The sequence below is a fragment of the Pseudomonas purpurea genome (assembly GCF_039908635.1).
GTDB classification, from domain to species: Bacteria; Pseudomonadota; Gammaproteobacteria; order Pseudomonadales; family Pseudomonadaceae; genus Aquipseudomonas; species Aquipseudomonas purpurea.
On the sequence record NZ_CP150918.1, the window covers coordinates 447844 to 473118 of the forward strand.

The following is a 25275-nucleotide window of genomic DNA, read 5'->3' on the forward strand; positions in this document are numbered from 1 at the left end:
CCAATGGCCCGTATTAGTGTTGAGCGTGCCCATGGCCTGGGTAAGGAAGCAGCTCGCGAGAAAGCCGACCAGTTGGCCGAGAAACTGGCTGCGCAGTATGGGCTGGAGCCGCAATGGTCGGGCGACACCCTGAACCTCAAGCGCCCAGGGGTAAAAGGTGCGGTGCATGTGGGCGACCATTCGATCAAGGTCGATGTAGAGCTGGGCCTGTTGATGTCGGCCATGAGTGGCACCATCAAATCGGAAATCGAAAAAGCCCTCGATAAAGCCCTGGTTTGAGGCCCCACTCATACCTGTGGTGAGGGAGCTTGCTCCCGCTGGGGTGCAAAGCGCCCCCAAAGCCGGCACCGCATATTCTCAGGGATATCCGGCTGACTGTTTTGCGACTGCTGCGCAGTCGAGCGGGAGCAAGCGCCCTCGCCACAATAAATCTCGGACAATCCCAAGAACTTGTGTCAGTTGTTAGGGTGCCGTTTCTAATTTTTCTCACTAATTTGTGCCTGAGCCCGACGCTTTCGCGGGCAGTTCCTCAAACCTTCTGCGCGTGAGGTGAACCATGGCCAAAGTACTTTTAAAGAAAAAAAGCGATGTTCAGACAACAACGCTGGGCGACGTGAAATCGTATGCCCGCAAGATCTGGCTGGCTGGCCTTGGGGCCTACACCAAGGTCGGTCATGAAGGCAGCGAATACTTTCAAGAGTTGATCAAGGCTGGTCAAACTGTTGAAAAGAAAGGCAAAAAAGTTGTGACTGAACAACTTGAAGCGGCCAACACTCAGCTTGATGAAGCCAAGAGTGAAGTCAGCACTTTCAAAGGCAAAGTAGAAGTGCAACTCGACAGGGTCGAGAAGGCGTTTGATACGCGTGTCGCCAGTGCCTTGAATCGCATCGGTATTCCGTCTAAACATGACGTTGAGACACTCTCTGCTAAGCTCGATGAGCTGACGGCATTGCTCGAACGTGTCGCGCGTAAACATTAAGGAGAACGGGATGGCTGGTAAAAAGAATACTGAAAAAGAAGGCAGCTCGTGGATCGGGAAGGTCGAAGACTACTCCCGCAAGATCTGGCTTGCTGGTTTAGGCGTGTACTCGAAGATCGACACTGACGGCAGCAAACTCTTCGATACATTGGTTAAAGATGGCGAGAAAGCCGAAAAGCTCACCAAGAGCGCAGTTGGCAAGAAAGTCGACGCTGCCAAGGACACCGCTTCTTCGGCCAAGTCGCGTATCAGTGGCGTCAAAGAGCGCGCACTGGGCAAGTGGGATGAGCTGGAAGGGGCTTTCGACAAGCGTCTGAACAGCGCGATTTCCCGTCTGGGCGTGCCGAGCCGCAATGAAGTCAAGGCACTGCACAGTAAGGTCGATACCCTGACCAAACAGATCGAAAAACTCACCGGCGCCAAGGTTGCACCTGTTGCGGCCAAAACCGCAGCGGCCAAGCCAGCAGCAAAAACAGCGGCCAAACCGCTGGTCAAGGCTGCGGCGAAACCAGCAGCCAAAACCGCAGCGGCCAAACCTGCCGCAAAAGCAGCTGCCAAACCGGTAGCGGCCAAAGCAGCAGCAAAACCTGCGGCCAAACCGGCTGCGGCGAAAAAACCGGCAGTCAAGAAACCTGTCGCTGCCAAACCCGCAGCAGCAGCAGCAGCGGCCGCACCGGTCAGCCCAGCGAACTCTGCCTCGGCCCCCGAGCCCTGCGGTAACCCCGACTGTTGCGCCGACTCAATCGACGCCATCCAGTCAGTCCTGATCAACCCGGGACATGTAAAAAACGCCCGGCCTGCAAAGGTCGGGCGTTTTTGTTCGTACTGAATGCAGGTTGGAAAACACCACGGCTCCTATCGGGTTACTCGTGCTCTTCCAGGTATTGCAACGCCAACTGCTCGGTCGCGATTTTAGTCGGCGGCAGCAAGTGCGGCGCCACCAGCATCATGATCTGGTAAACCACCACCCGCACCTCGCCCTCGCGATCGAGAATTCGCTGGTAGTCCAATGAAAACAGCAAGGTCATGGTGATCTGCTCCACCAGTTGCCCGAGTGCCTGGGTGTCGCTGACCAATTGCCCTTGAGCCTTTAACCGCGCCAGCAATGAGGCCAGTGTGCGCTTCAAGGCATTGAGCAGGTTGCGGATACCTTTGGCCAGTTTGGGCAGGCGCCCGGCCAGGTTCGACAGGTCCTGGAACAGAAAGCGGTAATGCGCCAGACGTTCGACGATCAGGTGCAGAAACAGCCAGTAGTCTTCCGGGGCCAGTTGCACATCGGCGGGCGGATCGAGCAACGGGGTCAGTTCATTCTGGAAACGTTCGAACAGACCGAGAATCAGCGGTTCCTTGCCGTGGAAGTGGTAATACAGGTTGCCGGGGCTGATCCCCATCTCATTGGCCACTTCCATGGTGGAGACGTTCGGTTCACCTTTCTGGTTGAACAACAGCAGTGCACATTCGAGGATCCGGTCGCGGGTTTTCATCCAGTCTTCTTAATGGTCAAGTCGTGCCACAGTCAGGGTTCCGGCTGTGGCTCAGTTAAGTCAGCGAACGCGCACATACGTGCCTGGCGCCGCCTCCATCGGTGGATAGTTCTGGTTGCCGAGGGTCATCAGGGTTTCATGCTGGGCGCCCGAACGCTCCTGGATCCAGCCCAGCCATTGGGGCCACCAACTGCCGTCCACATGCTTGCCGTCGTAGTACCAGGCCCGTGGGTCGCTGGTTAGTTTCGGGTTGTCGATGTAGTTGGCCTTGGGGTTGCTCGGCGGGTTGAGGATGCTCTGCACGTGGCCGCTGTTGGACAGCACGAAGCGCCGCTCGCCGCCTAGCAGCAGGGTCGAACGGTAGACCGCGTCCCACGGAGTGATGTGGTCGTTGATGCCGGCCACGCTGAAGCTGTCCACGGTGACTTTCTGTAAGTCGATGGGCGTGCCGCAAACCTCCAGTCCGCCAGGGTGGCCCATTGGGTTGTGCTTGAAGAAGTCCAGCAGGTCGCCATGAAACGCCGCCGGCAGCCGGGTGTTGTCGTTGTTCCAGTAAAGGATGTCGAAGGCCGGTGGCTCCTTGCCCAGCAGGTAGTTGTTGACCCAGTAGTTCCAGATCAGGTCGTTGGGGCGCATCCAGGCGAAGACCTTGGCCATGTCGCGACCGTCCAGCACACCTTGCTGGTAGGAGCGACGCTTGGCGGCTTCGAGGGTTTGTTCGTCGGCAAACAATGTCGCCGGGCTGTCGAGTTGGCTGTCGAGCAGGCTGACCAGGTAGGTCGCGCTGGAGATGCGCCGCAGTTGCCGTTTGGCTTGCAGGTGGCCTTGCAGCGCGGCGATGGTCAGGCCGCCGGCGCAGGCGCCCATCAGGTTGACCTCGCGGCTGCCGGTGATCGCCCGGCAGACATTCATGGCTTCTTCCGCGGCTTCAACGTAACTCGACAGGCCCCATTCGCGGTGGCGAACGTCCGGGTTGCGCCAGCTGACCATGAACACTTGCAGGCCGTTTTTCAGCGCATATTGCACAAAACTGTTCGAAGGGCTGAGGTCGAAGATGTAGTACTTGTTGACCTGCGGTGGAACGATCAGAAGCGGTTTGGCGTACTGCTTTTCGCTCATCGGCTTGTACTGCATCAGCTCCAGCAGCTCGTTGCGAAACACCACCGAACCGGCTGTCGTGGCGACGGTTTTTCCGACCTCAAAGGAATGTTTGGTGACCTGGCTCGGCAAGCCGTTGTTGTGCAGCAGGTCATCGACCAAATGGCTGATCCCGCGCACCAGGCTGTGGCCGCCGGAGTTGAACAGCTCCTTGACGGCCAACGGGTTGAGCAGAGTGTTGGACGGCGATACCGCATCGTTGAGCAGGGCGAAGGCGAAGTGCGCGCGGGCCCGGTCGTCCTCGCTCATGGCGCTTTCGTCGATCCAGCTTTTGACTTGTTTCTGCCAGCTCAGATAGGCCTGCAAGCCGCGACGGTAAAACGGATTCTGGCTCCAGCTCGGGTCGGCGAAACGGCTGTCGTTCGGGTTGGGTTTGTGCAGGGTTTCTCCCAGCAGTACGCGACCCAACTGGCCGCCGAGGGCCAGGGCGTGACGGGCGCTGTGGACCGGATGACGCAATCCATGGGCCGCCACGTGTCGCAGGGTAGAGAGCAGGTCCCGGCCGCGCAGGCCGGTGACCGCACTCTGGGCATTGATGAATGCGGCGGGTGTAGGCAGGGTGCCCGGCGCTGGTTTTTCTCGCATGAGTCAACACTCCTTCGTCAAGCCATCAGGACATCAATCCAAGACAGACAACATAGTCGGTCCCGGCCTCTCTTGCGTAATCAACGATCCTGTCGACCGGCGCAAGGTGTCAGGTTCTGCCGAACGGTGTCGGGTGCGGGTGCATCACTGCCCGCTGACGCTCTTCCTCAAGAAAACTCATGATGATCGGGGCGACCGCTTCGGCTCGGGTAATCAGAAACAAATGCCCGTCGTCGATTATGTGTAGCTGGGCGTTGGGAATTCGCCAGGCAAGCAGGCGCATATTGATCAGGGGGATCAGCGGGTCGTCGTCGCCAGCCAGTACCAGGGTCGGTTGATGGATTTTGTGCAGCCAGTGAATACTGGTCCAGCCAAGGCCTGCGAACAGCTGCCAGTAGTAACCGAGTTTGCCTGCCGAACGAACCTTGCTGGCGTGTTCGGCGGCCAGAGTCGGGTCGCGGCGAAAGGAGCCGCCGTAGATCATCGGTGCAATGCGAATCACGTGGGAGGGCTGAATGTAGCGCCGCGGACTGGCCATCATCCACAGCACTTTCGGCTTGCCCGGCACCATCACCGTGCCAGCGGCCGTGGCAGCAAGCACCAGTTTTTTGCAACGTTCGGGGTAGTCGTAGGCGAACTGCTGGGCCAGCGCGCCGCCCCACGAAACACCCACCACGTTGACTCGGCCATAGTCGAGGTAGTCGAGCATTCGCGCGGTCAGTTTTGCCAGGCCGGGAAAGCGATACGGGTGACTGGGCGTGGACGAACCGCCGACCCCGGGCACGTCGAAGGCGATCACTTCCAGGTCCGGGTCCAGCGCCTGGACGAACGGAAACACCAGCTCCAGGTTGGCGCCGATGCCGTTGAAAATCAGCAAGGGCGTCAAGTGAGGCTTGCCGGGGCGTACCGCGGTTCGGATGGTTTGGCCATCCAGGTCGATGGTACGAAATACGAACGGTTGCGGCATGCTTCAGGCCCTGTGGGGTGGTATCGCTATCTCATCTTTACTGTGGGAGCGGGCTTGCTCGCGAAGGGGCCATAACATCCAACACATTCATTGACTGTCAGACCGCTTTCGCGAGCAAGCCCGCTCCCACAGGTGTCAGTTACCGCTCATGCACATAAGTGCCGGGTGCCGCTTCGCCTGAGACATAGGTCTTGTTGCCAAGGACGGCCGGGGCCTTTTTCAGTTTACCCGAGCGCTCGGCCTGCCAGGCCTGCCAGTGCAGCCACCAGGAGTCGGTGTGTTTGGTCGAGTTTTCCTGCCAGTCGTCTGCCTTGGCCGGCATCTCGGTGCTGGTCATGTAGCGTGACTTCGGGTTGCCCGGCGGGTTCAGAATGCTCTGGATATGGCCGCTGCTGGACAGCACGAATTCGACTTTGCCACCGAACAGTTGCGCCGACTTGTAGCAGGACTTCCAGGGTGTGATGTGGTCGTTGGTGCCGGCCAGGGAAAAGATGTCGGCGGTGACCTGCTTGAGGTCGATTGGCGTGCCGCACACTTCCAGTGCATTCGGGCGGACCAGCGGGTTACTTTTGAACATTTCGATCAGGTCGCCGTGGAACGCGGCGGGCAGTCGTGTGGTGTCGTTGTTCCAGAACAGGATGTCGAACACCGGTGGCTCGTTGCCCAGCAGGTAGTTGTTGACCCAGTAGTTCCAGATCAGGTCGTTGGGGCGCATCCAGGCGAAGACTTTCGCCATGTCGCGGCCTTCCAGTACGCCCGCCTGATAGGAATGGCGCTTGGCGGCTTCCAGGGTTTGCTCGTCGACAAACAACGCCACGTCACTGTCCAGGGTGGTGTCGAGCACACTCACCAGCAGGGTCAGGGCGTTGACCTTGTTCTCGCCAAGGGCTGCGTAGTGGCCCAGCAGCGCGGTGCAGGTGATGCCACCAGAGCAGGCACCGAGCATGTTCACATCTTTGCTGCCGGTGATCGCCGTGACCACATCCACCGCTTCCTTGAGCGCTTCGATGTAGGTCGACAGGCCCCATTCGCGTTGTGCCTTGGTCGGGTTTCGCCAGCTGACAATGAACGTCTGCACGTTACCGCGCAGGCAGAAACGCGCCAGGCTTTTGTCCGGGCTCAGGTCGAATACGTAGAATTTGTTGATCTGGGGCGGTACGACCAGCAACGGGCGCTCATACACTTGTTCGGTGATTGGCCGGTACTGGATCAGTTCCAGCACGTCGTTGCGAAACACCACGGCGCCTTCGGTGACGCCCAGGCTCTTGCCGACTTCGAACGCGCCCATGTTGACCTGGCTCGGCATGCCGCCGTTGTGCACGATGTCCTTGGCCAGATGGGAGAGGCCGTCGAGCAGGCTTTTGCCGCCGGTCTCGAAGAAGCGTTTGACCGCTGCCGGGTTGGCCGCCGTGTTGGTCGGGGCCATGGCTTCGGTCATCAGGTTGATCACGAAGTGTCCGCGGCTGATGTCCTGGGCCGAGAGGTTGCTCTCACCGATCCAGTCGTGGAGTTCCTTGCGCCATGCCAGGTAGGTTTGCAGATAACGTTTATAGAGCGGGTTCTGGCTCCAGGCCGGATCGCTGAAACGACGATCGTCGCCCTGGGGTTGCAGCTCGGATTTTCCGAGCAGCACATTCTTGAGCTCCAGGCCGAAATGCGCGACATGCTTGACGCTGTGAATGGGTTGTTTGATGGCCTGGGTTAGCACCATTCGAGCAGAGCCCAGCAGATCCTTTCTGCGCAAGCCGATAACTGGATTAAGCCCCAGGGTGTTTTCCGAGGCTTGGCGTTTCAGGTCATCGTTGTTCTTGTTACTCATCTACGACGCTCCATTGTCCTGAGACGAGTACCGGACCTGCTGTGTAGTCACACAGCAAATGCCAGGTACTACTGCTCGGGTGACCGTTGATTCTGCATAGCTGCTTTTTGATACACAGAGCACTGCAGGGAACTTGCCAGCTCCATTGGTTACCCGAGTTTAATTTTTTTCGCAAGCAGGCCGATCCTCGGCACCGCAGCGGAGCATTCAAACAGATGAAATTAGAAAATGCCCTCTAAAAGGCGTGAGGCTTGAGCTAGAGCATCAGCTTGACGACAGACTCGTTCGGATCGCGGGATTTTCCGGCCGCTTTGAGCTCGGCAAGATAATCGCTCCAGAGTGCGTCATAACGTCGCGCCAACTGGTAGAGGTATTCCCAGGTGAACAGGCCGCTGTCGTGGCCGTCGTCGAAGGTCAATTTCAGTGCGTACTGACCGGCCGGCTCGACCTTGTTCAGGCCTACGCCGATCTTGCCAAATTGCAGGATGGGTTTGCCGTGGCCCTGGACCTCGGCGGAAGGAGAGTGCACGCGAAGGAACTCGGCGCTCAGGTGATATTCCTCGCCGGACGCGTACTTGAGCGTCAGGGTTTTCGAGGCTTTGTGCAGTTTGATGTCGGTGGGGATTTGGGTGGTCATGGGGCCGGTCGTCCGTCTTAATGAGGCCCTGTGTAGGCGGGTGATCCTGTGGCGAGGGGGCTTGCTCCCGCTCGGCTGCGCAGCAGCCGTAAATCCGACGAATGCGGTCTTGCTGATAAACCGCATTCGCCGATTTTGGGGCCGCTTCGCGACCCAGCGGGAGCAAGCTCCCTCGCCACAGAAGCCCGCTCACACAGAATATGACCTACAGGATATAACGGGACAGGTCTTCGTTCTGCGCCAATTCGCCGAGGTGGCTGTTGACGTAATCGGCGTCGATACGGATCGGCTGGTCGGTGTGGGCGCTGGCCAGGTCGGCGGCGCTGAACGACACTTCTTCGAGCAAGCGCTCAAGCAAGGTGTGCAGGCGACGGGCACCGATGTTCTCGGTCTTCTCGTTGACCTGCCAGGCGATCTCGGCCAGACGCTTGATGCCGTCAGGCAGGAACTCGATGGCCAGGCCTTCGGTTTTCAGCAGCTCGCGATACTGCTCGGTCAGGGACGCGTGCGGCTCGCTGAGAATGCGTTCGAAGTCCTGCGGCGTGAGGGCCTTGAGCTCGACACGAATCGGCAGGCGACCTTGCAGCTCGGGCACCAGGTCGCTTGGCTTGCTCAGGTGGAACGCGCCGGAGGCGATGAACAGGATGTGGTCGGTCTTGACCATGCCCAGTTTGGTGTTGACGGTGCAGCCTTCGATCAGCGGCAGCAGGTCGCGCTGGACACCCTCGCGGGAGACGTCGACGCCACCGGAGTTACCGCGCTTGGCGACCTTGTCGATTTCGTCGATGAACACGATGCCGTGCTGCTCGACCGCTTCCAGGGCCTTGGCCTTGAGTTCTTCCTCGTTGACCAGGCGGCTGGCTTCTTCATCGCGCACCAGTTTGAGCGCTTCCTTGACCTTGAGCTTGCGGTTTTTGCGCTTGCCTTTGCCCATGTTGGCGAACAGGTTCTGCAACTGGTTGGTCATTTCTTCCATGCCCGGTGGCGCGGAGATGTCGACGCCGGCCATTTCGGCGACTTCGATTTCGATATCCTTGTCATCCAGCTGACCTTCGCGCAGACGCTTGCGGAACAGTTGGCGGGTGTTGGAATCCTGGGCGGGGGCTTCGTCGTTGTTGAAGCCCATGCGTGCCGGCGGCAGCAGTGCGTCGAGGATACGATCTTCGGCGGCGTCTTCGGCGCGGTGGCGAACCTTGGTCATTTCCTGTTCGCGCAGCAGTTTGATTGCCGCGTCAGCCAGGTCACGGATGATCGATTCGACGTCACGGCCGACATAGCCGACTTCGGTGAATTTGGTCGCTTCGACCTTGATGAACGGCGCGTTGGCGAGCTTGGCCAGGCGACGGGCGATTTCGGTCTTGCCGACACCGGTCGGGCCGATCATCAGGATGTTTTTGGGGGTTACTTCAACGCGCAGCTCTTCAGGCAACTGCATCCGGCGCCAGCGGTTCCGCAGGGCGATGGCGACGGCGCGCTTGGCATCGTCCTGGCCGATGATATGGCGACTGAGTTCATGGACGATTTCGCGGGGAGTCATTGGCATGATAATGGGTGGTCCTCAAGCAAGAATGAATGCCGTGGCGTGATGGCCTACACAGGCTTACTCGTTGAGGTCCTGCTCCTCAATGGTGATGTTGTGGTTGGTGAATACACAGATGTCGCCGGCGATGCCGAGTGCGGTCTCGACGATTTCCCGGGCCGACAGATCGGTTTTCTTCAACAGGGCGCTGGCGGCCGCTTGTGCGTAACCGCCACCGGAACCCATGGCGATCAGGCCTTCTTCGGGCTCAACCACGTCACCGTTGCCGGTGATGATCAGGGAAGCGTCTTTGTTGGCGACCGCGAGCATGGCTTCGAGGCGGCTGAGGGAGCGGTCGGTGCGCCATTCTTTGGCGAGTTCGACGGCAGCGCGGACCAGGTGACCCTGGTGTTTCTCGAGCTGGCCTTCGAAACGTTCGAACAGGGTGAAGGCGTCAGCCGTGGCCCCGGCGAAGCCGGCGATGACTTCGCCGTGGTACAGGCGACGAACTTTTTTCGCGTTGCCTTTCATCACGGTGTTGCCGAGAGAAACCTGGCCGTCGCCGCCCATGACGACTTTGCCGTGGCGGCGAACTGAAACGATGGTGGTCAAGGGAAGAGTCTCCACGCAGCGGGGCGAAAATGCCTTATGCCAACTCATATGGGGGTGGTGAGGCGTTTTTCAACTGTAGGGCGCGGCGGGGGACGAGCGGTGTGGGTTGCACAACCTGTGGGCAGGGCGAGAGCCTGTGGCGAGGGAGCTTGCTCCCGCTCGGCTGCGCAGCAGTCGTAAACCCGGCCAATGCGCTTTATCTAGCGTGCCGCGGTTGCCGATCTTAGGAGCGCTGCGCACTCCAGCGGGAGCAAGCTCCCTCGCCACAAAAGCAGATTGCTCCCATAGATAGGGAGCAATCATCAGGGGTCAGCGGCTCTGGCGTTGTTGTAACAACAGATTGCTGAAACCGCTGCCAGCCAGTTGTTTCTGGGCGGTGGTCAGTTGTTCGCGGTTGCTGAACGGGCCGACCAACACTCGATACCAGGTCTCGTCCTTCACGGTGCCGGACTCCACCGATACCGCCTGGCCCAGCAGAATGATCTGCGCCCGGACCTTGTCGGCATCGGCTTCCTTGCGGAACGAACCGGCCCTGCAGGAAGAACTTGGTCACCGGTGCGGCTTTCGCCACAGGAGGCGCTGGCGGCGGGGTGACGCCGCTCAGGGCTGCCTGGGCGCGGGCGGTGTCGATCTTCGCCGCTTCGGCCGGCGTGACCGGTGCTACGGGCGCAGTCTGCGGCGTCGGCAGGGTTTTTTCAGGCACCGCCTCCGGTGGCACGATGACCTCCGATTCCGGCAGCAACGTGTAGAAGTCGTATTTGGGCTTCACCGGTTGCGTCGGGCTCGGCGGGGTCTTGTTGGCCTCGGCGATCTTGGTGGCTTTCTGTTGCTCGATTTTTTCGCGCTTGACGCTCTCGCTGCCCTTGCCCGGTTCCAGCTTCATCAAAAATACGATGAACGCGCCCACCGTCAGGCCGATGGCCATCCACAGCCAGCCCGGGATCGGTTGCTTTGCAGGAGCTTGGTAACGGCTGGCGCCACGCTTGGGTGCAGGTTTTTTCTTGGCAGCCAACTTACATACGCTCCAGAGTTTCCAGGCCCAAGAGTTCCAGGCCTTGCTTGAGAGTGCGGCCAGTCAGCGCGGCGAGGCGCAAACGGCTCTGCATTTGCTCCGGTGTTTCGGCGCTGAGGATCGGGCAGTTCTCGTAGAAACTGGAGAACAGGCCGGCCACGTCATACAGGTAAGTGCACAGCGTGTGCGGCGTACCCTTGTCGGCCACGTTGTTCAGCACTTCACCGAACTGCGCCAGTTTGGCTGCCAGTTCCTGTTCGTGAGCGGCGTCGAGCACGATCTGCCCTTCGACTTCGCTGAAGTCTTTGCCGAGTTTGCGGAACACGCCCGCGACACGAGTGTAGGCGTACAGCAGGTACGGCGCGGTGTTGCCTTCGAAATTGAGCATCAGGTCGAAGTTGAAGCTGTAGTCACTGGTGCGGTGCTTGGACAGGTCGGCGTATTTCACCGCGCCAATGCCCACGACTTTGCCGATGTTGCGCAGTTCGGCTTCGGCAAGTGTAGGGTTCTTTTCCTTCACCAGTGTGTAGGCACGCTCTTCGGCTTCGGTCAGCAAGTCGATCAGCTTCACGGTGCCGCCGTCACGGGTCTTGAACGGACGGCCATCGGGGCCGTTCATGGTGCCGAAGCCCATGTGTTCCATTTCCATCGGATGGGTCACGAAACCAGCCAGGCGTGCTACCTGGAATACTTGCTGGAAGTGCAGGGCCTGACGCTGGTCGACGAAGTACAGCGCACGATCAGCCTTCAGCACGCCGCTGCGGTAGCGCACGGCCGCGAGGTCGGTGGTGGCGTAGAGGTAGCCGCCATCGGCCTTGACGATGATCACGGGCAGCGGCTCGCCGTCGGCGGTCTTGAACTCATCGAGGAACACACACTGTGCGCCCTTGCTCTCGACCAGCATGCCCTTGGCCTTGAGGTCGTTGACCACGTTGATCAGGTCGTCGTTGTAGGCACTTTCGCCCATGACGTCGGCCATGGTCAGTTTGACGTTCAGCAGTTCGTAGATTTTCTGGCAGTGGGACAGGGAGATGTCCTTGAACTTCGTCCACAGCGCCAGGCAATCCGGGTCGCCGGCTTGCAGCTTGACCACCAGGCCACGGGCGCGGTCGGCGAATTCTGCGGATTCGTCGAAGCGCTGCTTGGCGGCGCGGTAGAAGTTTTCCAGGTCCGACAGCTCGTCGCTGGTAATCGGGTTTTCTTGCAGGTAGGCCATCAGCATGCCGAACTGGGTGCCCCAGTCGCCCACGTGGTTCTGACGGATCACGGTGTCGCCGAGGAACTCCAGCACCCGCGCCACGCCGTCACCGATGATGGTCGAACGCAGGTGGCCGACGTGCATCTCTTTGGCCAGGTTCGGGGCCGACAGGTCGATCACGGTGCGCTGCACCGGGCCGGCCTTGCGCACGCCGATGCGGGAGTCGGCCAGGGCGGCGTCCAGGCGCGAGGCCAGGGCCTGGGTGTTCTGGAAGAAATTGAGAAAGCCCGGCCCGGCGATTTCGGTCTTGGTGACGTTTTCGTCGGCAGGCAGCGCGGCGATGATTTTTTCCGCCAGGTCGCGGGGTTTCAGGCCGGCAGGTTTGGCCAGCATCATGGCAATGTTGCTGGCGAAGTCACCGTGCGTCTTGTCGCGGGAGTTCTCCACCTGAATCGCCGGCGTCAGGCCTTCAGGCAACACACCGTCGGTAACGAGTTGGGTGAGGGCTTGCTGGATCAACTGGCGAATGGTGTCTTTCATGGTCTTCTCTTTCAACCGCAGAGCGGCGGCGCATGGATGCGCAGGTGGAAAAACTGGGCATTATCCGTTGCCAGGTCTGGCTTGCCAACCATTGTAGGTTCATTGCGGACTTATGGTGATTGATTACCTTGTGGCGAGGGAGCTTGCTCCCGCTGGGGCGCGAAGCGGCCCTGAAATCAGCAGCCGCGTTCTTTCTGCCGAGACAGGGTTCGCCTTGTTTGCGGCTGCTGCGCACCCGAGCGGGAGCAAGCTCCCTCGCCACATAGTTGATTCAATACAAATCGACCGGGTCGACATCCAAAGACCAACGCACCGCCCGCCCGCTCGGCATCTGTTCCAGCACCAGCAACCACGCGCTCAACAGCCGATGCAGCGGCGCCCGGGCCGTGGCTTGCAGCAACAACTGCGCACGATAACGCCCGGCCCGACGCTCCATCGGTGCCGGCACCGGGCCGAGCAACTCGATCCCGGTCAGATTCTGCTCCGCCAATAAACGCTCGGCCTCACTGCACGCCTCATCGAGGAAACCTTCGGCTTGCCCCGGCTTGTGGGCTTCGGCCCGCAGCAGCGCCAAATGCGCAAAGGGTGGCAGCCCGGCGGCGCGACGCTCGCTCAAGGCTTGCTCGGCGAAGGCGAAATAGCCTTGCTCGGTCAGTTGTATCAATAGCGGATGGTCGGCCAAGTGGGTCTGAATGATCACTTTGCCGGGCTCTTCGGCGCGGCCGGCACGCCCGGCAACCTGCACGATCAACTGCGCCATGCGCTCGCTGGCGCGGAAGTCGCCGGAGAACAATCCACCGTCTGCATCGAGGATCGACACCAGAGTCACCCGGGGAAAGTGATGGCCCTTGGCGAGCATCTGAGTGCCCACCAGAATGCACGGCTGCCCTTTCTGTATGGTCGCGAACAACTGATTCATCGCGTCTTTTCGCGAAGTGCTGTCGCGGTCGACGCGCAGCACCGGGTAGCCCGGGAACAGAATCCCCAGCCGTTCCTCGGCGCGTTCGGTGCCGGCGCCCACCGGTCGTAGATCGACTTTGCCGCAGCTCGGGCAATGCCGCGGCACGCGTTCGACATAACCGCAATGGTGGCAGCGCAGCTCGCCGGAGCGCTGGTGCACGGTCATCCGCGCGTCGCAACGCTGGCACTCGGACATCCAGCCGCAATCGTGGCAGAGCAGGGTCGGCGCAAAACCGCGACGGTTGAGGAACACCAGGACTTGCTGGCCAGCGGCGAGTGTCTGGCCGATGGCTTGTTGCATCGGCCCGGAGATGCCGCTGTCCAGCGGACGGCTTTTCACGTCCAGGCGCAGGAAGCGCGGTTGTTTCGCCCCGCCGGCCCGTTCATTCAGGTGCAGCAGGCCGTAACGCCCGGTGTAGGCGTTGTGCAGGCTTTCCAGGGAGGGCGTGGCCGAGCCGAGCACAATCGGGATGTTTTCCTGCCGTGCGCGTACCAACGCCAGGTCGCGGGCGTGATAACGCAAACCTTCCTGCTGTTTATAAGAGCCGTCGTGCTCTTCGTCGATGATGATCAGCCCGGGGTTCTTCATGGGCGTGAACAGCGCCGAGCGGGTGCCGATAATAATGTCGGCGTCACCATCGCGCGCGGCGAGCCAGGATTCCAGGCGTTCGCGGTCGTTGACCGCCGAATGCACCAGGGCAATGCGTGCATTGAAGCGTTGCTCGAAGCGCGCCAGGGTTTGCGGCCCCAGGTTGATTTCGGGGATCAGCACCAGCGCTTGCTTGCCGGCTTCGAGGGTTTCGCGGATCAGTTGCAAATAGACTTCGGTCTTGCCGCTGCCGGTAACACCGGCCAGCAGAAATGCATGGAAGCTGTCGAGATCGGCGCGGATCGCTTCAAATGCGCTGCGTTGTTCCGGGTTCAGCGGCAGCTCCGGCTGCGCCAGCCAGTGTTCATGACGCTCGCCGGGGGCGTGTTTGCGGATGTCCACCTGCACGAGGTCTTTGGCCAGCAGCAGGTCGAGGCTGTCTTTGCTCAGCATCAGCTTGCTCAGCAACTGATGGGCGACACCATGGGGGTGCTGAGCCAGGGTCGCGAGCGCCTCACGTTGACGAGGTGCGCGGGCGATGCGCGGGTCGTCGAGCCTGGCGCCCGGCGTGACGGACCAGAAGCGTTCCTGGCGTGCTTCGGCCAGTTCGCCCTGACGCAACAACACCGGCAGCGCCCAGCTCAGCGTGTCGCCGAGACTGTGCTGGTAATACTGGGAGGTCCACAGGCACAGCTTGAACAATGCGGGCGGCAGTGGCGGCGTGGCGTCGAGCAGGGCCAGCGCCGGTTTGAGCTTGTCGGCCGGGACTTCGCTGTGGTCGGTGACTTCCACCAGAATTCCGATCATCTCGCGTCGGCCGAACGGTACCCGCAGTCGCATGCCAGGATGCAGCTGGGCGCGCAGGACACCGGCAGGGGCGCGGTAATCGAAGAGGCGGCGCAGGGGCGAAGGCAAGGCAAGGCGCAAAATGGCGTCGGGCACGCGGGGGGATCTCATTGAACGGGCAATAAATGAAAGGCTGTGCGCCTGACCTGTGGGAGCGGGCTTGCTCGCGAAGAGGGCCTCTCAATCAGCATTTATGTTGTCTGACACAACGCTTTCGCGCTCCCACAGGGATGGTACTGAGTGCCGGGAGCCTAGCAGACAGCCGGAACGAGCGACAGCTTGCGTGATCGCAAAGGTCTGGTAGAATCCGCGGCCTAATTACGTGCGGTATTCAACAATAGTGTTGAGTGGCGGCACGCTAGCCCGAGGAAGACACCATGAAAGCCGATATCCATCCAACATACGAAATCACCGCAGTTACCTGCAGCTGTGGCAACAAGTTCGAAACTCGTTCGAACCTGGCCAAGCCTCTGGCGATCGACGTATGCAACGAGTGCCACCCGTTCTACACCGGTAAGCAGAAGACTCTGGATACTGGCGGTCGTGTACAGAAGTTCGCCGATCGTTTCGGTGCTTTTGGCAAAAAGGCCTAAGGCTGATCATTTTGAGAAGCCGTTTCGGCTTCTCAAGATTGATAAAAAAAGGCGTCCCTGGTGGACGCCTTTTTTATGCCTGCGATTTGGCTTTGCAGCGTGCACGGGAGCGCGGCTTGCCGGCGATAGTGATTTCATTGGCGCCATCGCAGGCAGCGGGTGCCGAGGCACGCGATCACCCGATCAGGTGATGCGCCGAGCGTCGACTTGATCATTGGCCAATTGTTTCCTGACTTTGTGTGGGGCCAGCCTGGCTGGGGTTTTGTGACCCTTTTCCTGTACTGAAAACAGTGCAGATCGGCTCCACGGGTTTTGCCGTGCCCGGCAGCCGTGTGAGCAAGGTTCAATGCAATTCGGGTGAGGGTTTTGACGGTATCGCCCGGCACGTTTGTATTGAGTGTTGCACCCAAAATGGCCGGTGGGTGCGAGCGGTCCTGGCGTGATCCGCTCAAAGGCCCGCAGATTTGAGTGCTTGGCTGAGCGGCTCGCTGGTCGTGAGTGACGACCCGGGTCTTGGCTTGAATGAGTTGATCGTCGCCATGGGGTGATCGGTAGAGGCTGAAAATCCAGTGACAATAAAAAATTGTAGACATTTTTATTATTGATTGTGAACAGTTGAGCCCTTGTGTTCCGTGGCTCTTGGCCCAAAGTCGTAGGACAGGGCCCTTGACAGGGGTGGCCGGTCAGTCTTGTAGGGACTTTGCGACACGCGTATCCTCGGCGATCCGTCTGTCCAACAGTAAAAGCGGAATGCCCACATGTCTGATTTGAAAACTGCCGCTCTCGAATATCACGCCCATCCTCGTCCAGGGAAGCTGAGTGTCGAGCTCACCAAGGCCACCGCTACCGCCCGCGATCTGTCGCTGGCCTACAGCCCCGGCGTAGCCGAACCAGTACGCGAAATTGCCCGCGATCCTGAACTGGCCTACAAATACACCGGCAAAGGCAACCTGGTTGCAGTCATTTCCGATGGCACCGCGATTCTCGGCCTGGGTAACCTCGGCCCATTGGCTTCCAAGCCTGTGATGGAAGGCAAAGGCGTGCTGTTCAAGCGCTTCGCCGGTATCGACGTTTTCGACATCGAAGTCGATTCCGAAAGCCCGCAAGCCTTCATCGACACCGTCAAGCGTATCTCCATCACCTTCGGTGGCATCAACCTGGAAGACATCAAGGCACCTGAGTGCTTTGAGATCGAACGTGCGCTGATCGAACAGTGCGACATCCCGGTGTTCCACGATGACCAGCACGGCACCGCCATCGTGACCGCTGCCGGCATGATCAACGCCCTGGAAATCGCTGGCAAAACCCTGCCGGACGCCAAGATCGTCTGCCTGGGTGCCGGTGCAGCCGCCATCTCCTGCATGAAGTTGCTGGTGAGCATGGGCGCCAACATCGAAAACATCTTTATGGTTGACCGTACCGGCGTGATCCACTCCGGCCGTGACGACTTGAACCAGTACAAGGCTGTCTTCGCTCACGCGACCGACAAGCGCACCCTGAGCGACGCCCTGAAAGGCGCAGACGTGTTCGTCGGCCTGTCCGGTCCGAACCTGCTGAGCGCTGAAAACCTGCTGCTGATGGCGGCCAACCCGATCGTGTTCGCGTGCTCGAACCCTGATCCGGAAATCGCTCCGGAACTGGCTCACGCCACCCGTAACGACGTGATCATGGCCACCGGTCGTTCGGACTACCCGAACCAGGTCAACAACGTACTGGGCTTCCCGTTCATCTTCCGTGGTGCCCTGGACGTTCGCGCCAAGCGCATCAACGAAGAAATGAAAGTGGCTGCTGCCAACGCCCTGCGTGAACTGGCCAAGCTGCCAGTGCCACAGGAAGTGTGCGATGCCTACGGCGGCATCAAGCTGGAATTCGGTCGTGAGTACATCATCCCGAAACCAATGGATGCGCGCCTGATCACCGTGATCTCCGATGCTGTGGCTAAAGCTGCAATCGAGACCGGCGTGGCGACCCTGCCGTATCCGAAGAACTACCCGCTCAAAAGCGTGGATGACGTGTTCAACGGCTAAGCCGTTGTAGCGCTTCAACCGAAAGCCCCGGCTCGTTGAGTCGGGGCTTTTTTATGTCTGCTGGTTTGTGGGTGACGGTGATGGCCTCATCGCGAGCAAGCTCGCGATGAGGCCATCACTGGCGAATGTTTTTTCAGCTTGTGTAGGGGGTGAAGGCACAAAAAAGCCCCGCACTTCTCTCGAAGGCGGGGCTTTTTGAATTGGCCATGCGATCAGAACAAATCGATCGGCGCCGCTTCATCCGCTGGCAGCGGGCTGCCCGGTGCGTTGCCGTTGCCCAGTTCGTTGACCGATGGCGGCGTGTCTTCGCTTTTGAACAGCTCGAAGTATGCGTTCGGCGTGCCCGGCGTCGCGGCACGGCCGCTGATCGGGTCGACCCGCAGGCTGAGAATGCCTTCAGGCTCGGACTGGGTGTGAGCCGGTTTGTCCTTGAGGGCGGCGCCCATGTAGCTCATCCAGATCGGCAGCGCGACCGTGCCACCGTACTCGCGGCGACCGAGGCTTTCAGGCTGGTCGAAACCGGTCCAGACCGTGGTCACGTAATCGGCGTTGTAGCCGGAGAACCAGGCGTCCTTCGATTCGTTGGTGGTGCCGGTCTTGCCCGCCAGGTCAGTGCGACCCAGTGCCAGGGCGCGGCGCCCGGTGCCCAGTTTGATCACGTCCTGCAACATGCTGGTCAGGATGTATGAGGTACGACCATCGATGATCCGCTCGGCCACGGCCGGAGTTTGTACCGCCGCCTGCGTGCCTGGCGCTTCGCCTGGCGTCGCGTTGACCGTGAAGGTGTCGGCGGCAGGCGCGGCGATTCCGCTGCTGGCAGCGTCGCCCTTGGGCACGCTGGCCGGGTTGGCGGTAAACAGCGTGTCACCGTTGCGGCTTTCGATCTTGTCGATGATGTACGGGGTGATCTTGTAACCGCCGTTGGCGAAGGTGCTCCAGCCGGTGGCAATTTCCATCGGCGTCAGCGTGGCGGTGCCCAGGGCCAGCGACAGGTTGCGCGGCAGGTCCTGCTTGTTGAAGCCGAACTTGCTGATGTAGTCGATGGTGTGATCGACGCCCATCGCTTGCAGCAGGCGGATCGACACCAGGTTGCGCGACTTGTAGAGCGCTTCACGCATGCGGATCGGGCCGAGGAAGGTGTTGGTGTCGTTCTTCGGACGCCAGACCTTGTCCAGGTACTCGTCGACGAACACGATCGGCGCATCGTTGACCAGGCTCGCCGGGGTATAGCCATTGTCCAGCGCAGCGCTGTAGACGAATGGCTTGAAGCTTGAGCCCGGTTGACGCTTGGCCTGCATCGCGCGGTTGTAGTTGCTCTGCTCGAAGGCAAAACCGCCGACCAGCGCCCGGATGGCGCCGTTGTCCGGGTCCAGCGACACCAGTGCGCCCTGGGCGACCGGGATCTGGTTGAACTTCAGCGAGTTGTCAGCCTGGCGCTGAACGCGGATCAGGTCACCGACCTGTGCCACGTCGGACGGCTGCTTGGGGTTAGCCCCCATGCTGTTGGTGTTCAGGAACGGGCGGGCCCACTTCATGCTGTCCCAGCCGACATGTTCTTCGCCGTTGCGGGTCAGGACCTGCACGCCATTCTTCTCGACCTGGGTGACGATGGCCGGTTCAAGGCCGCTGATCGTGCGTTGCTTGGTCAGCTCCGCCGCCCAGGCTTCGCGGGTCTTGCCTGGCAGACGGGACTCGGGGCCGCGATAGCCGTGGCGCTGATCGTAGGTCATCAGGCCTTCATGCACGGCGGTGTTGGCGATTTCCTGCAGGTTGCTCGGCACTGTGGTGGTGACGCGGAAACCTTCGGTGTAAGCATCGCTGCCATAGCGGCCGACCATTTCGGCACGGGCCATCTCAGCGATGTACGGCGCGTTCACTTCCGGCGTCGGCACATGGTAGCTGGCGTTCAGCGGCTCGTTGATCGCAGTCTGGTAAGACGCTTCGTCGATTTTCCCAAGCTTGTACATCCGCCCCAGGATCCAGTCGCGGCGCTCTTTGCTGCGCGCCGGGTTGGCCAGCGGGTTGAAGCGCGACGGTGCCTTGGGCAGGCCGGCAATCATCGCCATCTGCGCCAGGCTGACATCGCGAATCGACTTGCCGTAGTAAACCTGCGCGGCGGCTTCGATGCCGTAGGCGCGGTTGCCCAGGTAGATCTTGTTGACGTACAGCTCAAGGATCTCGTCCTTGGTCAGCTGACGTTCGATCTGCAAGGCCAGGAGAATCTCGGTGGTCTTGCGCGAAAAGCTGCGTTCGCTGCTCAGGAAGAAGTTCTTCGCCACCTGCATGGTGATGGTGCTGCCGCCGGACTGAATGTGTCCGCTTTTGACCAATTGTGTCGCGGCACGCATCAGGCTGCTGGGGTCGACGCCGTAGTGATTGGCGAAATTATCGTCTTCAGCACTGAGTAGCGCATTGATGAAATTGGGTGGAATGTCGGCGAAACGGATCGGAGTACGGCGCATTTCGCCAAATTCTGCGATCAGTTTTCCGTCGCTGCTGTAGACCCGCAAAGGAATCTGCAACTGAATACTTCTCAGGGCCTCCACGGATGGCAAACCCGGACTAAGGTAAAGAAAAGCGCCACTCAGACCCAGAAGCAGTCCGCAGAAAACGGCGACGATGGACCACCCGAAAAATTTCAGCAGACGAATCAAGGCTTTTGGATATCCACAGCAAAGAATGAGTTTGGCGTCAGGGCTTCACGGTAAACGGCGATCACCCGCGCTTGGGGAAAGCGGAAAAAAAACGCTGGGCATTATAAGCATTTTTCCGGGGCAAGCGTCATTGGCGCTGCTGTCAAGGCTCGGTCAGTGAACGCAATGAACAATAAAGAGTCCGTAACTCACGGATAGTCATAGGGAATTGCTAGTGCTGGGACTCTTCAATAAAAAAAACCGGACACTTCTGGGGATCGACATCAGCTCGACGTCGGTGAAGCTCCTGGAGCTGAGCCGCTCAGGCACCCGTTACCGGGTCGAGGCCTACGCCGTAGAGCCGTTGCCGGCCAACGCGGTCGTGGAAAAAAACATCGCTGAACTCGAAGGGGTAGGCCAGGCGCTCACGCGTGTCCTGCTCAAGGCCAGGAGCAGCGTGCGCACGGTTGCCGTCGCGGTGGCCGGGTCTGCGGTGATCACCAAGACCCTTGAGATGGATGCAGGGCTCTCTGCCGACGAACTCGAAAACCAGCTGAAGATCGAAGCCGATCAGTACATTCCCTATCCACTGGAAGAAGTCGCCATCGATTTCGAAGTCCAGGGCCCGTCCCTGCGTAACCCCGAACGCATCGACGTGCTGCTGGCCGCATGTCGCAAGGAAAACGTCGAGGTGCGTGAAGCGGCGCTGGCGCTGGCCGGGCTGACCGCACGGGTGGTCGATGTCGAGGCCTACGCACTGGAGCGCTCTTTCGGGTTGCTGGCGACTCAACTGGCCAGTTCCCAGGAGCGCCTGACGGTAGCGGTGGTCGACATCGGTGCCACCATGACCACCCTGAGCGTGCTGCTCAACGGCAAGATCATCTACACCCGCGAGCAGCTCTTTGGCGGTCGCCAGCTCACCGAAGAGATCCAGCGTCGTTATGGCCTGACCGTCGAACAGGCCGGGCTGGCAAAAAAACAGGGCGGCCTGCCCGACGATTACGTCAGCGAAGTCCTGCAACCTTTCAGGGAAGCGCTGGTGCAGCAGGTGTCCCGATCCCTTCAGTTCTTTTTCGCTTCCGGCCAGTACAACACGGTCGACCACATCCTGTTGGCGGGGGGGACGGCCTCGATTGCCGGGCTGGACCGGCTGATCGAGCAGCGCCTCGGCACGCCGACCCAGGTAGCCAACCCTTTCTCGGACATGGCCCTGAGCGCCAAGGTCAATGCCGGCGCCCTGGCCAGTGATGCACCAGCGCTGATGATTGCCTGCGGCCTGGCCCTCAGGAGTTTTGACTGATGGCACGGATCAATCTTCTCCCCTGGCGCGAAGAACTTCGTGAGGAACGGCGCAAGCGCTTCCTGACCGCGATGGTCGCTGTACTGGTGGTGACCGTCGGCGTGGTCCTGTTCGCCGACCAGTACATCAGCGGCGCGATTGACCGACAGACGGCGCGTAATGACTACGTCAGCAAACAAATTGCCGTACTTGATGAGCGAATCAAGCAAATCAGCGATTTGAAGGCCCGGCGTCAGGAGTTGGTGGAGCGGATGCGAATCATCCAGGACCTGCAAGGCAATCGGCCGATCAGCGGGCGGATTTTCGATCAGTTGGCCCGCACACTGCCGGACGGGGTGTATTTCACCGATGTGAAGATGTTCGACAAGACCCTGTCCATCAGTGGCGCGGCGGAGTCGAACAATCGCGTCTCGGACCTGATGCGTAACCTTGATGCTTCGGACTGGTTCGATGCACCAAGCCTGACCGAGGTCAAGGCGACGACCGCCGGCGCCGTGGACCAGGCCAACGTCTTTCAACTGACTGTGCGCCAGACCCAGCCGGCAGACCCGGAGGGCGCGAAATGAAGACGCCTGAATGGTTCGACAGCCTGCGCAGGATCGATTTCAGCGACCTGGACCTGAACAACATTGGCTCCTGGCCCACGGCGGTCAAAGGCCTGGCCGGGAGTCTGCTCGCGGTCCTGGTTCTGGTGTTGGGCTACAACTTCTACCTTCAGGACCTTGAAGCGCAGCTTGAGCAGGCGCGGGGGAAGGAAATCACCCTCAAGGAGCAGTTCGCCGACAAGGCGCACATGGCCGCTAACCTGGAACTCTACAGCGCGCAAATGAAGGAGATGGAGAACTCCTTTGGCGCGCTCCTGCGGCAACTGCCCAGCGTCACCGAGGTGCCCGGACTGCTGGAGGACATCACCCGCACAGGGCTGGGCAGCGGCCTGGAGTTTGAAGAAATCAAACTGCTGCCGGAAGTCACTCAGCCGTTCTACATCGAACTGCCGATCCAGATCACCGTCACGGGTGCCTATCACGACCTGGCGACTTTCGTCAGCGGCGTGGCAGGGCTGCCACGGATCGTCACGCTGCATGACTTCGAGGTTGTCCCCGTGACACCCGGCAGCGGGTCGAAGCTGCGCATGAGCATTCTCGCCAAGACTTACCGCTACAACGACAAGGGGCTGGATAAATGAGCGCGGCCCGTACCTGGTTAACGCTTGTGCTGCTGACGGGGCTGGCCGGTTGCGGCGCCAGCAATGACTTCAGCGATCTGGATGCCTACATGAATGAGGTCCGCCTGCGCCCGCCCGGCAAGATCGAGCCCACGCCGACATTCAGGTCCTACGAGACGTTTACCTATCACGCGTCGACCTTGCGCAGCCCCTTTTCACCACAAATCAGGGTCGACTTGGCGGGGCATCAGCGCGGCTCGCGCAACGTCAAGCCGGACCCGAGTCGGGTGAAACAGTTTCTCGAGGGTTTCAACATCGAGCAGTTCGAGATGGTCGGCACGCTCTCCAACGCTTCGGGCGCATTTGCCTTATTGCGCGGGGCGGGCGGGGTGCATCGGTTGAAAGTCGGTGATTACCTGGGCCGCAACGATGGCCGGATCGTTGCGATCAGTGATTCGCAGGTCGAAGTGGTCGAAATCGTTCCCGATGGCGAGGGCGCCTGGCTGGAGCGACCACGGACCATTCCTTTGAAAGAGCATTCATAGTGGAATTCGAACAATGAACAGGACCCTTTCATCCCTCGGTTTTTCGCTATGGATAGCGCTGTTGTCACCGATGGTCCACGCGACCAGTCTCAAAGCGCTGGACGTCGCGGCGCTGCCGGGCGATCGCGTCGAGTTGAAGCTCACGTTCGACGGACCGCCGCCTGCGGCTCACGGCTACACCACCGAGCAACCCGCGCGGATTGCCCTCGATCTGCCGGGCGTGACCAATCAATTGGCCAGCAAGAATCGCGAATTGGGCAGCGGCAACGCCCGCAGTGCGACAGTGGTCGAAGCCAAGGACCGTACCCGGTTGATCATTAACCTGGCGCAATCGGCGCCGTACAACACGCGGGTCGAAGGCAACAATCTGTTCGTGGTGGTCGGGCAGGGGGTTGCTGCTGCGCCGAAACCTCGCGTCGCGGCCGCGCCGCGAGTGGCCAGTGCCACACCCGCTCCAGCCAAGGCTTATGTCCCGGTGAGCAAGGCCATTCGTGGCGTGGACTTCCAGCGTGGCGAGCAAGGCGAAGGTAACGTTGTGATCGACCTGTCGGACCCCGGCATCAGCCCGGATATCCAGGAGCGTGACGGCAAAATCATCCTCAGCTTTGCCAACACCCAATTGCCGGAGCCGTTGCGGGTGCGCCTGGACGTGAAGGATTTCGCCACGCCGGTGCAATATGTCAACGCCAGTGCCTCCCCGGGCAAGGCCAGCATCAGCATCGAACCCAGCGGTACGTTCGATTACTCGACCTTCCAGACCGATAACAAGCTGACGGTCAGCGTCCGCCCAATGACCGTCGACGATCTGCAAAAGCGCAATGCCGATCGTCATGCCTACACCGGCGAGAAGCTGTCGTTGAATTTCCAGGACATCGACGTGCGCTCGGTGCTGCAGCTGATTGCCGACTTCACCAATCTCAATCTGGTGGCCAGCGATACGGTGCAGGGCGGCATTACCTTGCGTCTGCAAAACGTACCCTGGGATCAGGCGCTGGACCTGGTGCTGAAAACCAAGGGCCTGGACAAGCGCAAGATCGGCAACGTGTTGCTGGTGGCGCCGGCGGATGAAATTGCCGCCCGTGAGCGTCAGGAACTGGAGTCGCAGAAGCAGATCGCCGAACTCGCTCCGCTACGCCGGGAGCTGTTGCAGGTCAACTACGCCAAGGCTGCGGACATCGCCAAGCTGTTCCAGTCGGTCACCAGCGCCGAAGCAAAAATCGACGAACGCGGTTCGATCACCGTCGATGACCGGACCAACAACATCATTGCCTACCAGACCCAGGATCGCCTCGATGAGCTGCGCCGAATTGTGGCGCAACTGGATATTCCGGTGCGCCAGGTGATGATCGAGGCACGGATCGTCGAAGCCAACGTCGATTACGACAAGAGCCTGGGGGTCCGTTGGGGTGGTTCGGTGCGCAACAAGGGCAACTGGAACACCTCCGGCGTCAGCAATAACGGGGCGAACACTTCCTCGACCATCGGTACGCCGGGCAGCACGAGTACCAACTCGCCGTTCGTCGACATGGGCGCGGCGGGCAATACCTCGGGCATCGGCATCGCCTTTATCACGGACAACGTGTTGCTGGACCTCGAACTGACGGCGATGGAGAAAACCGGCAACGGCGAAGTGGTCTCCCAGCCCAAGGTGGTCACCTCGGACAAGGAAACCGCCAAGATCCTCAAGGGCACAGAGATTCCCTACCAGGAAGCCAGCTCCAGCGGCGCCACTTCGGTGTCCTTCAAGGAGGCTTCGCTGTCGTTGGAAGTGACCCCGCAGATCACCCCCGACAACCGCATCATCATGGAGGTGAAGGTCACCAAGGATGAGCCGGACTACCTGAACAAGGTGCAGGACGTACCGCCAATCAAGAAGAACGAGGTCAACGCCAAGGTGTTGGTCAATGATGGCGAGACGATCGTCATCGGCGGGGTTTTCTCAAATACTCAGAGCAAGGTTGTAGATAAGGTGCCATTTCTCGGCGATGTGCCGTATCTTGGCCGCCTTTTCCGGCGTGACGTGGTTTCGGAGAAAAAATCCGAGCTGTTGGTGTTTCTCACTCCGCGTATCATGAACAACCAGGCGATTGCTGTGAGTCGTTGATTC

The 25275-nt window shown here is 60.2% G+C and carries 19 protein-coding genes and 2 pseudogenes; 10 read left to right on the forward strand and 11 right to left on the reverse strand.

The annotated features are described in order from the left end of the window. Window positions 1-3 precede the first annotated feature (3 nt). The 3 genes and pseudogenes from AABM54_RS02030 to AABM54_RS02040 all read left to right on the forward strand — a co-directional run bounded on the left by AABM54_RS02030 (window position 4) and on the right by AABM54_RS02040 (window position 1746). Complete coding sequence (locus tag AABM54_RS02030) at window positions 4-279, forward strand: polyhydroxyalkanoic acid system family protein (RefSeq protein ID WP_347903383.1); 276 nt, start codon at window positions 4-6, stop codon at window positions 277-279. Window positions 280-556: 277 nt separating this feature from the next. Continuing rightward, window positions 557-979: a phasin family protein gene (locus tag AABM54_RS02035; RefSeq protein ID WP_347903385.1), complete on the forward strand. Its 423-nt coding sequence runs from the start codon at window positions 557-559 to the stop codon at window positions 977-979. Window positions 980-989: 10 nt separating this feature from the next. After that, a pseudogene (locus tag AABM54_RS02040) lies at window positions 990-1746 on the forward strand (phasin family protein). A gap of 96 nt (window positions 1747-1842) precedes the next feature. On the opposite strand, the gene AABM54_RS02045 reads toward AABM54_RS02040, so the two are convergent. The 10 genes and pseudogenes from AABM54_RS02045 to AABM54_RS02090 all read right to left on the reverse strand — a co-directional run bounded on the left by AABM54_RS02045 (window position 1843) and on the right by AABM54_RS02090 (window position 15001). Continuing rightward, complete coding sequence (locus tag AABM54_RS02045) at window positions 1843-2463, reverse strand: TetR/AcrR family transcriptional regulator (RefSeq protein WP_347903386.1); 621 nt, start codon at window positions 2461-2463, stop codon at window positions 1843-1845. 60 nt (window positions 2464-2523) lie between these two features. Beyond that, a complete protein-coding gene (gene phaC / locus AABM54_RS02050; RefSeq protein ID WP_347903387.1) occupies window positions 2524-4206 on the reverse strand; it encodes a class II poly(R)-hydroxyalkanoic acid synthase in 1683 nt (560 codons plus the stop codon). A 109-nt stretch (window positions 4207-4315) separates the two neighbouring features. Beyond that, window positions 4316-5173, reverse strand: a complete 858-nt coding sequence (gene phaZ, locus AABM54_RS02055) for a poly(3-hydroxyalkanoate) depolymerase (protein WP_347903389.1) — start codon at window positions 5171-5173, stop codon at window positions 4316-4318. Window positions 5174-5312: 139 nt separating this feature from the next. After that, on the reverse strand, window positions 5313-6992 hold the full coding sequence (gene phaC / locus AABM54_RS02060) for a class II poly(R)-hydroxyalkanoic acid synthase (RefSeq protein ID WP_347903390.1): 1680 nt from the start codon (window positions 6990-6992) through the stop codon (window positions 5313-5315). Window positions 6993-7248: 256 nt separating this feature from the next. After that, complete coding sequence (locus AABM54_RS02065; RefSeq protein WP_347903391.1) at window positions 7249-7629, reverse strand: DUF971 domain-containing protein; 381 nt, start codon at window positions 7627-7629, stop codon at window positions 7249-7251. Between the two features lie 205 nt (window positions 7630-7834). Continuing rightward, window positions 7835-9172 carry an ATP-dependent protease ATPase subunit HslU gene (gene hslU / locus AABM54_RS02070; RefSeq protein ID WP_347903393.1) on the reverse strand — a complete coding sequence of 446 codons (1338 nt, stop codon included), beginning with the start codon at window positions 9170-9172 and terminating at the stop codon, window positions 7835-7837. A gap of 57 nt (window positions 9173-9229) precedes the next feature. Next, entirely contained in the window at window positions 9230-9760 is a 531-nt protein-coding gene (hslV, locus tag AABM54_RS02075) for an ATP-dependent protease subunit HslV (protein WP_347903394.1), read from the reverse strand. Window positions 9761-10069: 309 nt separating this feature from the next. After that, a pseudogene (locus AABM54_RS02080) lies at window positions 10070-10772 on the reverse strand (SPOR domain-containing protein). A gap of 1 nt (window position 10773) precedes the next feature. After that, window positions 10774-12510, reverse strand: a complete 1737-nt coding sequence (gene argS / locus AABM54_RS02085) for an arginine--tRNA ligase (RefSeq protein WP_347903396.1) — start codon at window positions 12508-12510, stop codon at window positions 10774-10776. Between the two features lie 271 nt (window positions 12511-12781). Beyond that, window positions 12782-15001: a primosomal protein N' gene (locus tag AABM54_RS02090; RefSeq protein WP_347903397.1), complete on the reverse strand. Its 2220-nt coding sequence runs from the start codon at window positions 14999-15001 to the stop codon at window positions 12782-12784. A gap of 281 nt (window positions 15002-15282) precedes the next feature. On the opposite strand from AABM54_RS02090, the gene rpmE reads away from it, so the two are divergent. After that, complete coding sequence (rpmE, locus tag AABM54_RS02095; protein WP_054595223.1) at window positions 15283-15498, forward strand: 50S ribosomal protein L31; 216 nt, start codon at window positions 15283-15285, stop codon at window positions 15496-15498. Between the two features lie 758 nt (window positions 15499-16256). Then, the gene (locus AABM54_RS02100) at window positions 16257-17525 is read left to right on the forward strand and encodes a malic enzyme-like NAD(P)-binding protein (RefSeq protein WP_347903399.1); all 1269 of its coding nucleotides are present in this window, start codon (window positions 16257-16259) and stop codon (window positions 17523-17525) included. Window positions 17526-17737: 212 nt separating this feature from the next. On the opposite strand, the gene AABM54_RS02105 is transcribed toward AABM54_RS02100, so the two are convergent. Beyond that, window positions 17738-20179, reverse strand: a complete 2442-nt coding sequence (locus AABM54_RS02105) for a penicillin-binding protein 1A (protein ID WP_347903401.1) — start codon at window positions 20177-20179, stop codon at window positions 17738-17740. Window positions 20180-20393: 214 nt separating this feature from the next. Between AABM54_RS02105 and AABM54_RS02110 the strand changes: the two genes are divergently transcribed. Genes AABM54_RS02110 through pilQ form a run of 5 tightly spaced genes read left to right on the forward strand, consistent with a single transcriptional unit; the run spans window position 20394 to window position 25272 of the window. Beyond that, window positions 20394-21458, forward strand: a complete 1065-nt coding sequence (locus tag AABM54_RS02110) for a pilus assembly protein PilM (protein ID WP_347903403.1) — start codon at window positions 20394-20396, stop codon at window positions 21456-21458. Further along, on the forward strand, window positions 21458-22024 hold the full coding sequence (locus AABM54_RS02115; protein ID WP_347903405.1) for a PilN domain-containing protein: 567 nt from the start codon (window positions 21458-21460) through the stop codon (window positions 22022-22024). Before AABM54_RS02110 ends, AABM54_RS02115 begins: the two co-directional genes overlap by 1 nt. After that, on the forward strand, window positions 22021-22644 hold the full coding sequence (pilO, locus tag AABM54_RS02120) for a type 4a pilus biogenesis protein PilO (RefSeq protein ID WP_347903407.1): 624 nt from the start codon (window positions 22021-22023) through the stop codon (window positions 22642-22644). Before AABM54_RS02115 ends, pilO begins: the two co-directional genes overlap by 4 nt. Next, window positions 22641-23168 carry a pilus assembly protein PilP gene (locus AABM54_RS02125; protein WP_347903409.1) on the forward strand — a complete coding sequence of 176 codons (528 nt, stop codon included), beginning with the start codon at window positions 22641-22643 and terminating at the stop codon, window positions 23166-23168. Before pilO ends, AABM54_RS02125 begins: the two co-directional genes overlap by 4 nt. Window positions 23169-23181: 13 nt before the next feature. Beyond that, window positions 23182-25272, forward strand: a complete 2091-nt coding sequence (gene pilQ / locus AABM54_RS02130; protein ID WP_347903410.1) for a type IV pilus secretin PilQ — start codon at window positions 23182-23184, stop codon at window positions 25270-25272. Window positions 25273-25275 lie beyond the last annotated feature (3 nt).

Bases quoted from the DNA above. Each gene is read 5' to 3' on its own strand.
- AABM54_RS02030 (WP_347903383.1), top strand. From the start codon at position 4: ATGGCCCGTATTAGTGTTGAGCGTGCCCATGGCCTGGGTAAGGAAGCA.
- AABM54_RS02035 (WP_347903385.1), top strand. From the start codon at position 557: ATGGCCAAAGTACTTTTAAAGAAAAAAAGCGATGTTCAGACAACAACG.
- AABM54_RS02045 (WP_347903386.1), bottom strand. From the start codon at position 2,463: ATGAAAACCCGCGACCGGATCCTCGAATGTGCACTGCTGTTGTTCAAC.
- phaC (WP_347903387.1), bottom strand. From the start codon at position 4,206: ATGCGAGAAAAACCAGCGCCGGGCACCCTGCCTACACCCGCCGCATTC.
- phaZ (WP_347903389.1), bottom strand. From the start codon at position 5,173: ATGCCGCAACCGTTCGTATTTCGTACCATCGACCTGGATGGCCAAACC.
- phaC (WP_347903390.1), bottom strand. From the start codon at position 6,992: ATGAGTAACAAGAACAACGATGACCTGAAACGCCAAGCCTCGGAAAAC.
- AABM54_RS02065 (WP_347903391.1), bottom strand. From the start codon at position 7,629: ATGACCACCCAAATCCCCACCGACATCAAACTGCACAAAGCCTCGAAA.
- hslU (WP_347903393.1), bottom strand. From the start codon at position 9,172: ATGCCAATGACTCCCCGCGAAATCGTCCATGAACTCAGTCGCCATATC.
- argS (WP_347903396.1), bottom strand. From the start codon at position 12,510: ATGAAAGACACCATTCGCCAGTTGATCCAGCAAGCCCTCACCCAACTC.
- rpmE (WP_054595223.1), top strand. From the start codon at position 15,283: ATGAAAGCCGATATCCATCCAACATACGAAATCACCGCAGTTACCTGC.
- AABM54_RS02100 (WP_347903399.1), top strand. From the start codon at position 16,257: ATGTCTGATTTGAAAACTGCCGCTCTCGAATATCACGCCCATCCTCGT.
- AABM54_RS02115 (WP_347903405.1), top strand. From the start codon at position 21,458: ATGGCACGGATCAATCTTCTCCCCTGGCGCGAAGAACTTCGTGAGGAA.
- pilO (WP_347903407.1), top strand. From the start codon at position 22,021: ATGAAGACGCCTGAATGGTTCGACAGCCTGCGCAGGATCGATTTCAGC.
- AABM54_RS02125 (WP_347903409.1), top strand. From the start codon at position 22,641: ATGAGCGCGGCCCGTACCTGGTTAACGCTTGTGCTGCTGACGGGGCTG.
- pilQ (WP_347903410.1), top strand. From the start codon at position 23,182: ATGAACAGGACCCTTTCATCCCTCGGTTTTTCGCTATGGATAGCGCTG.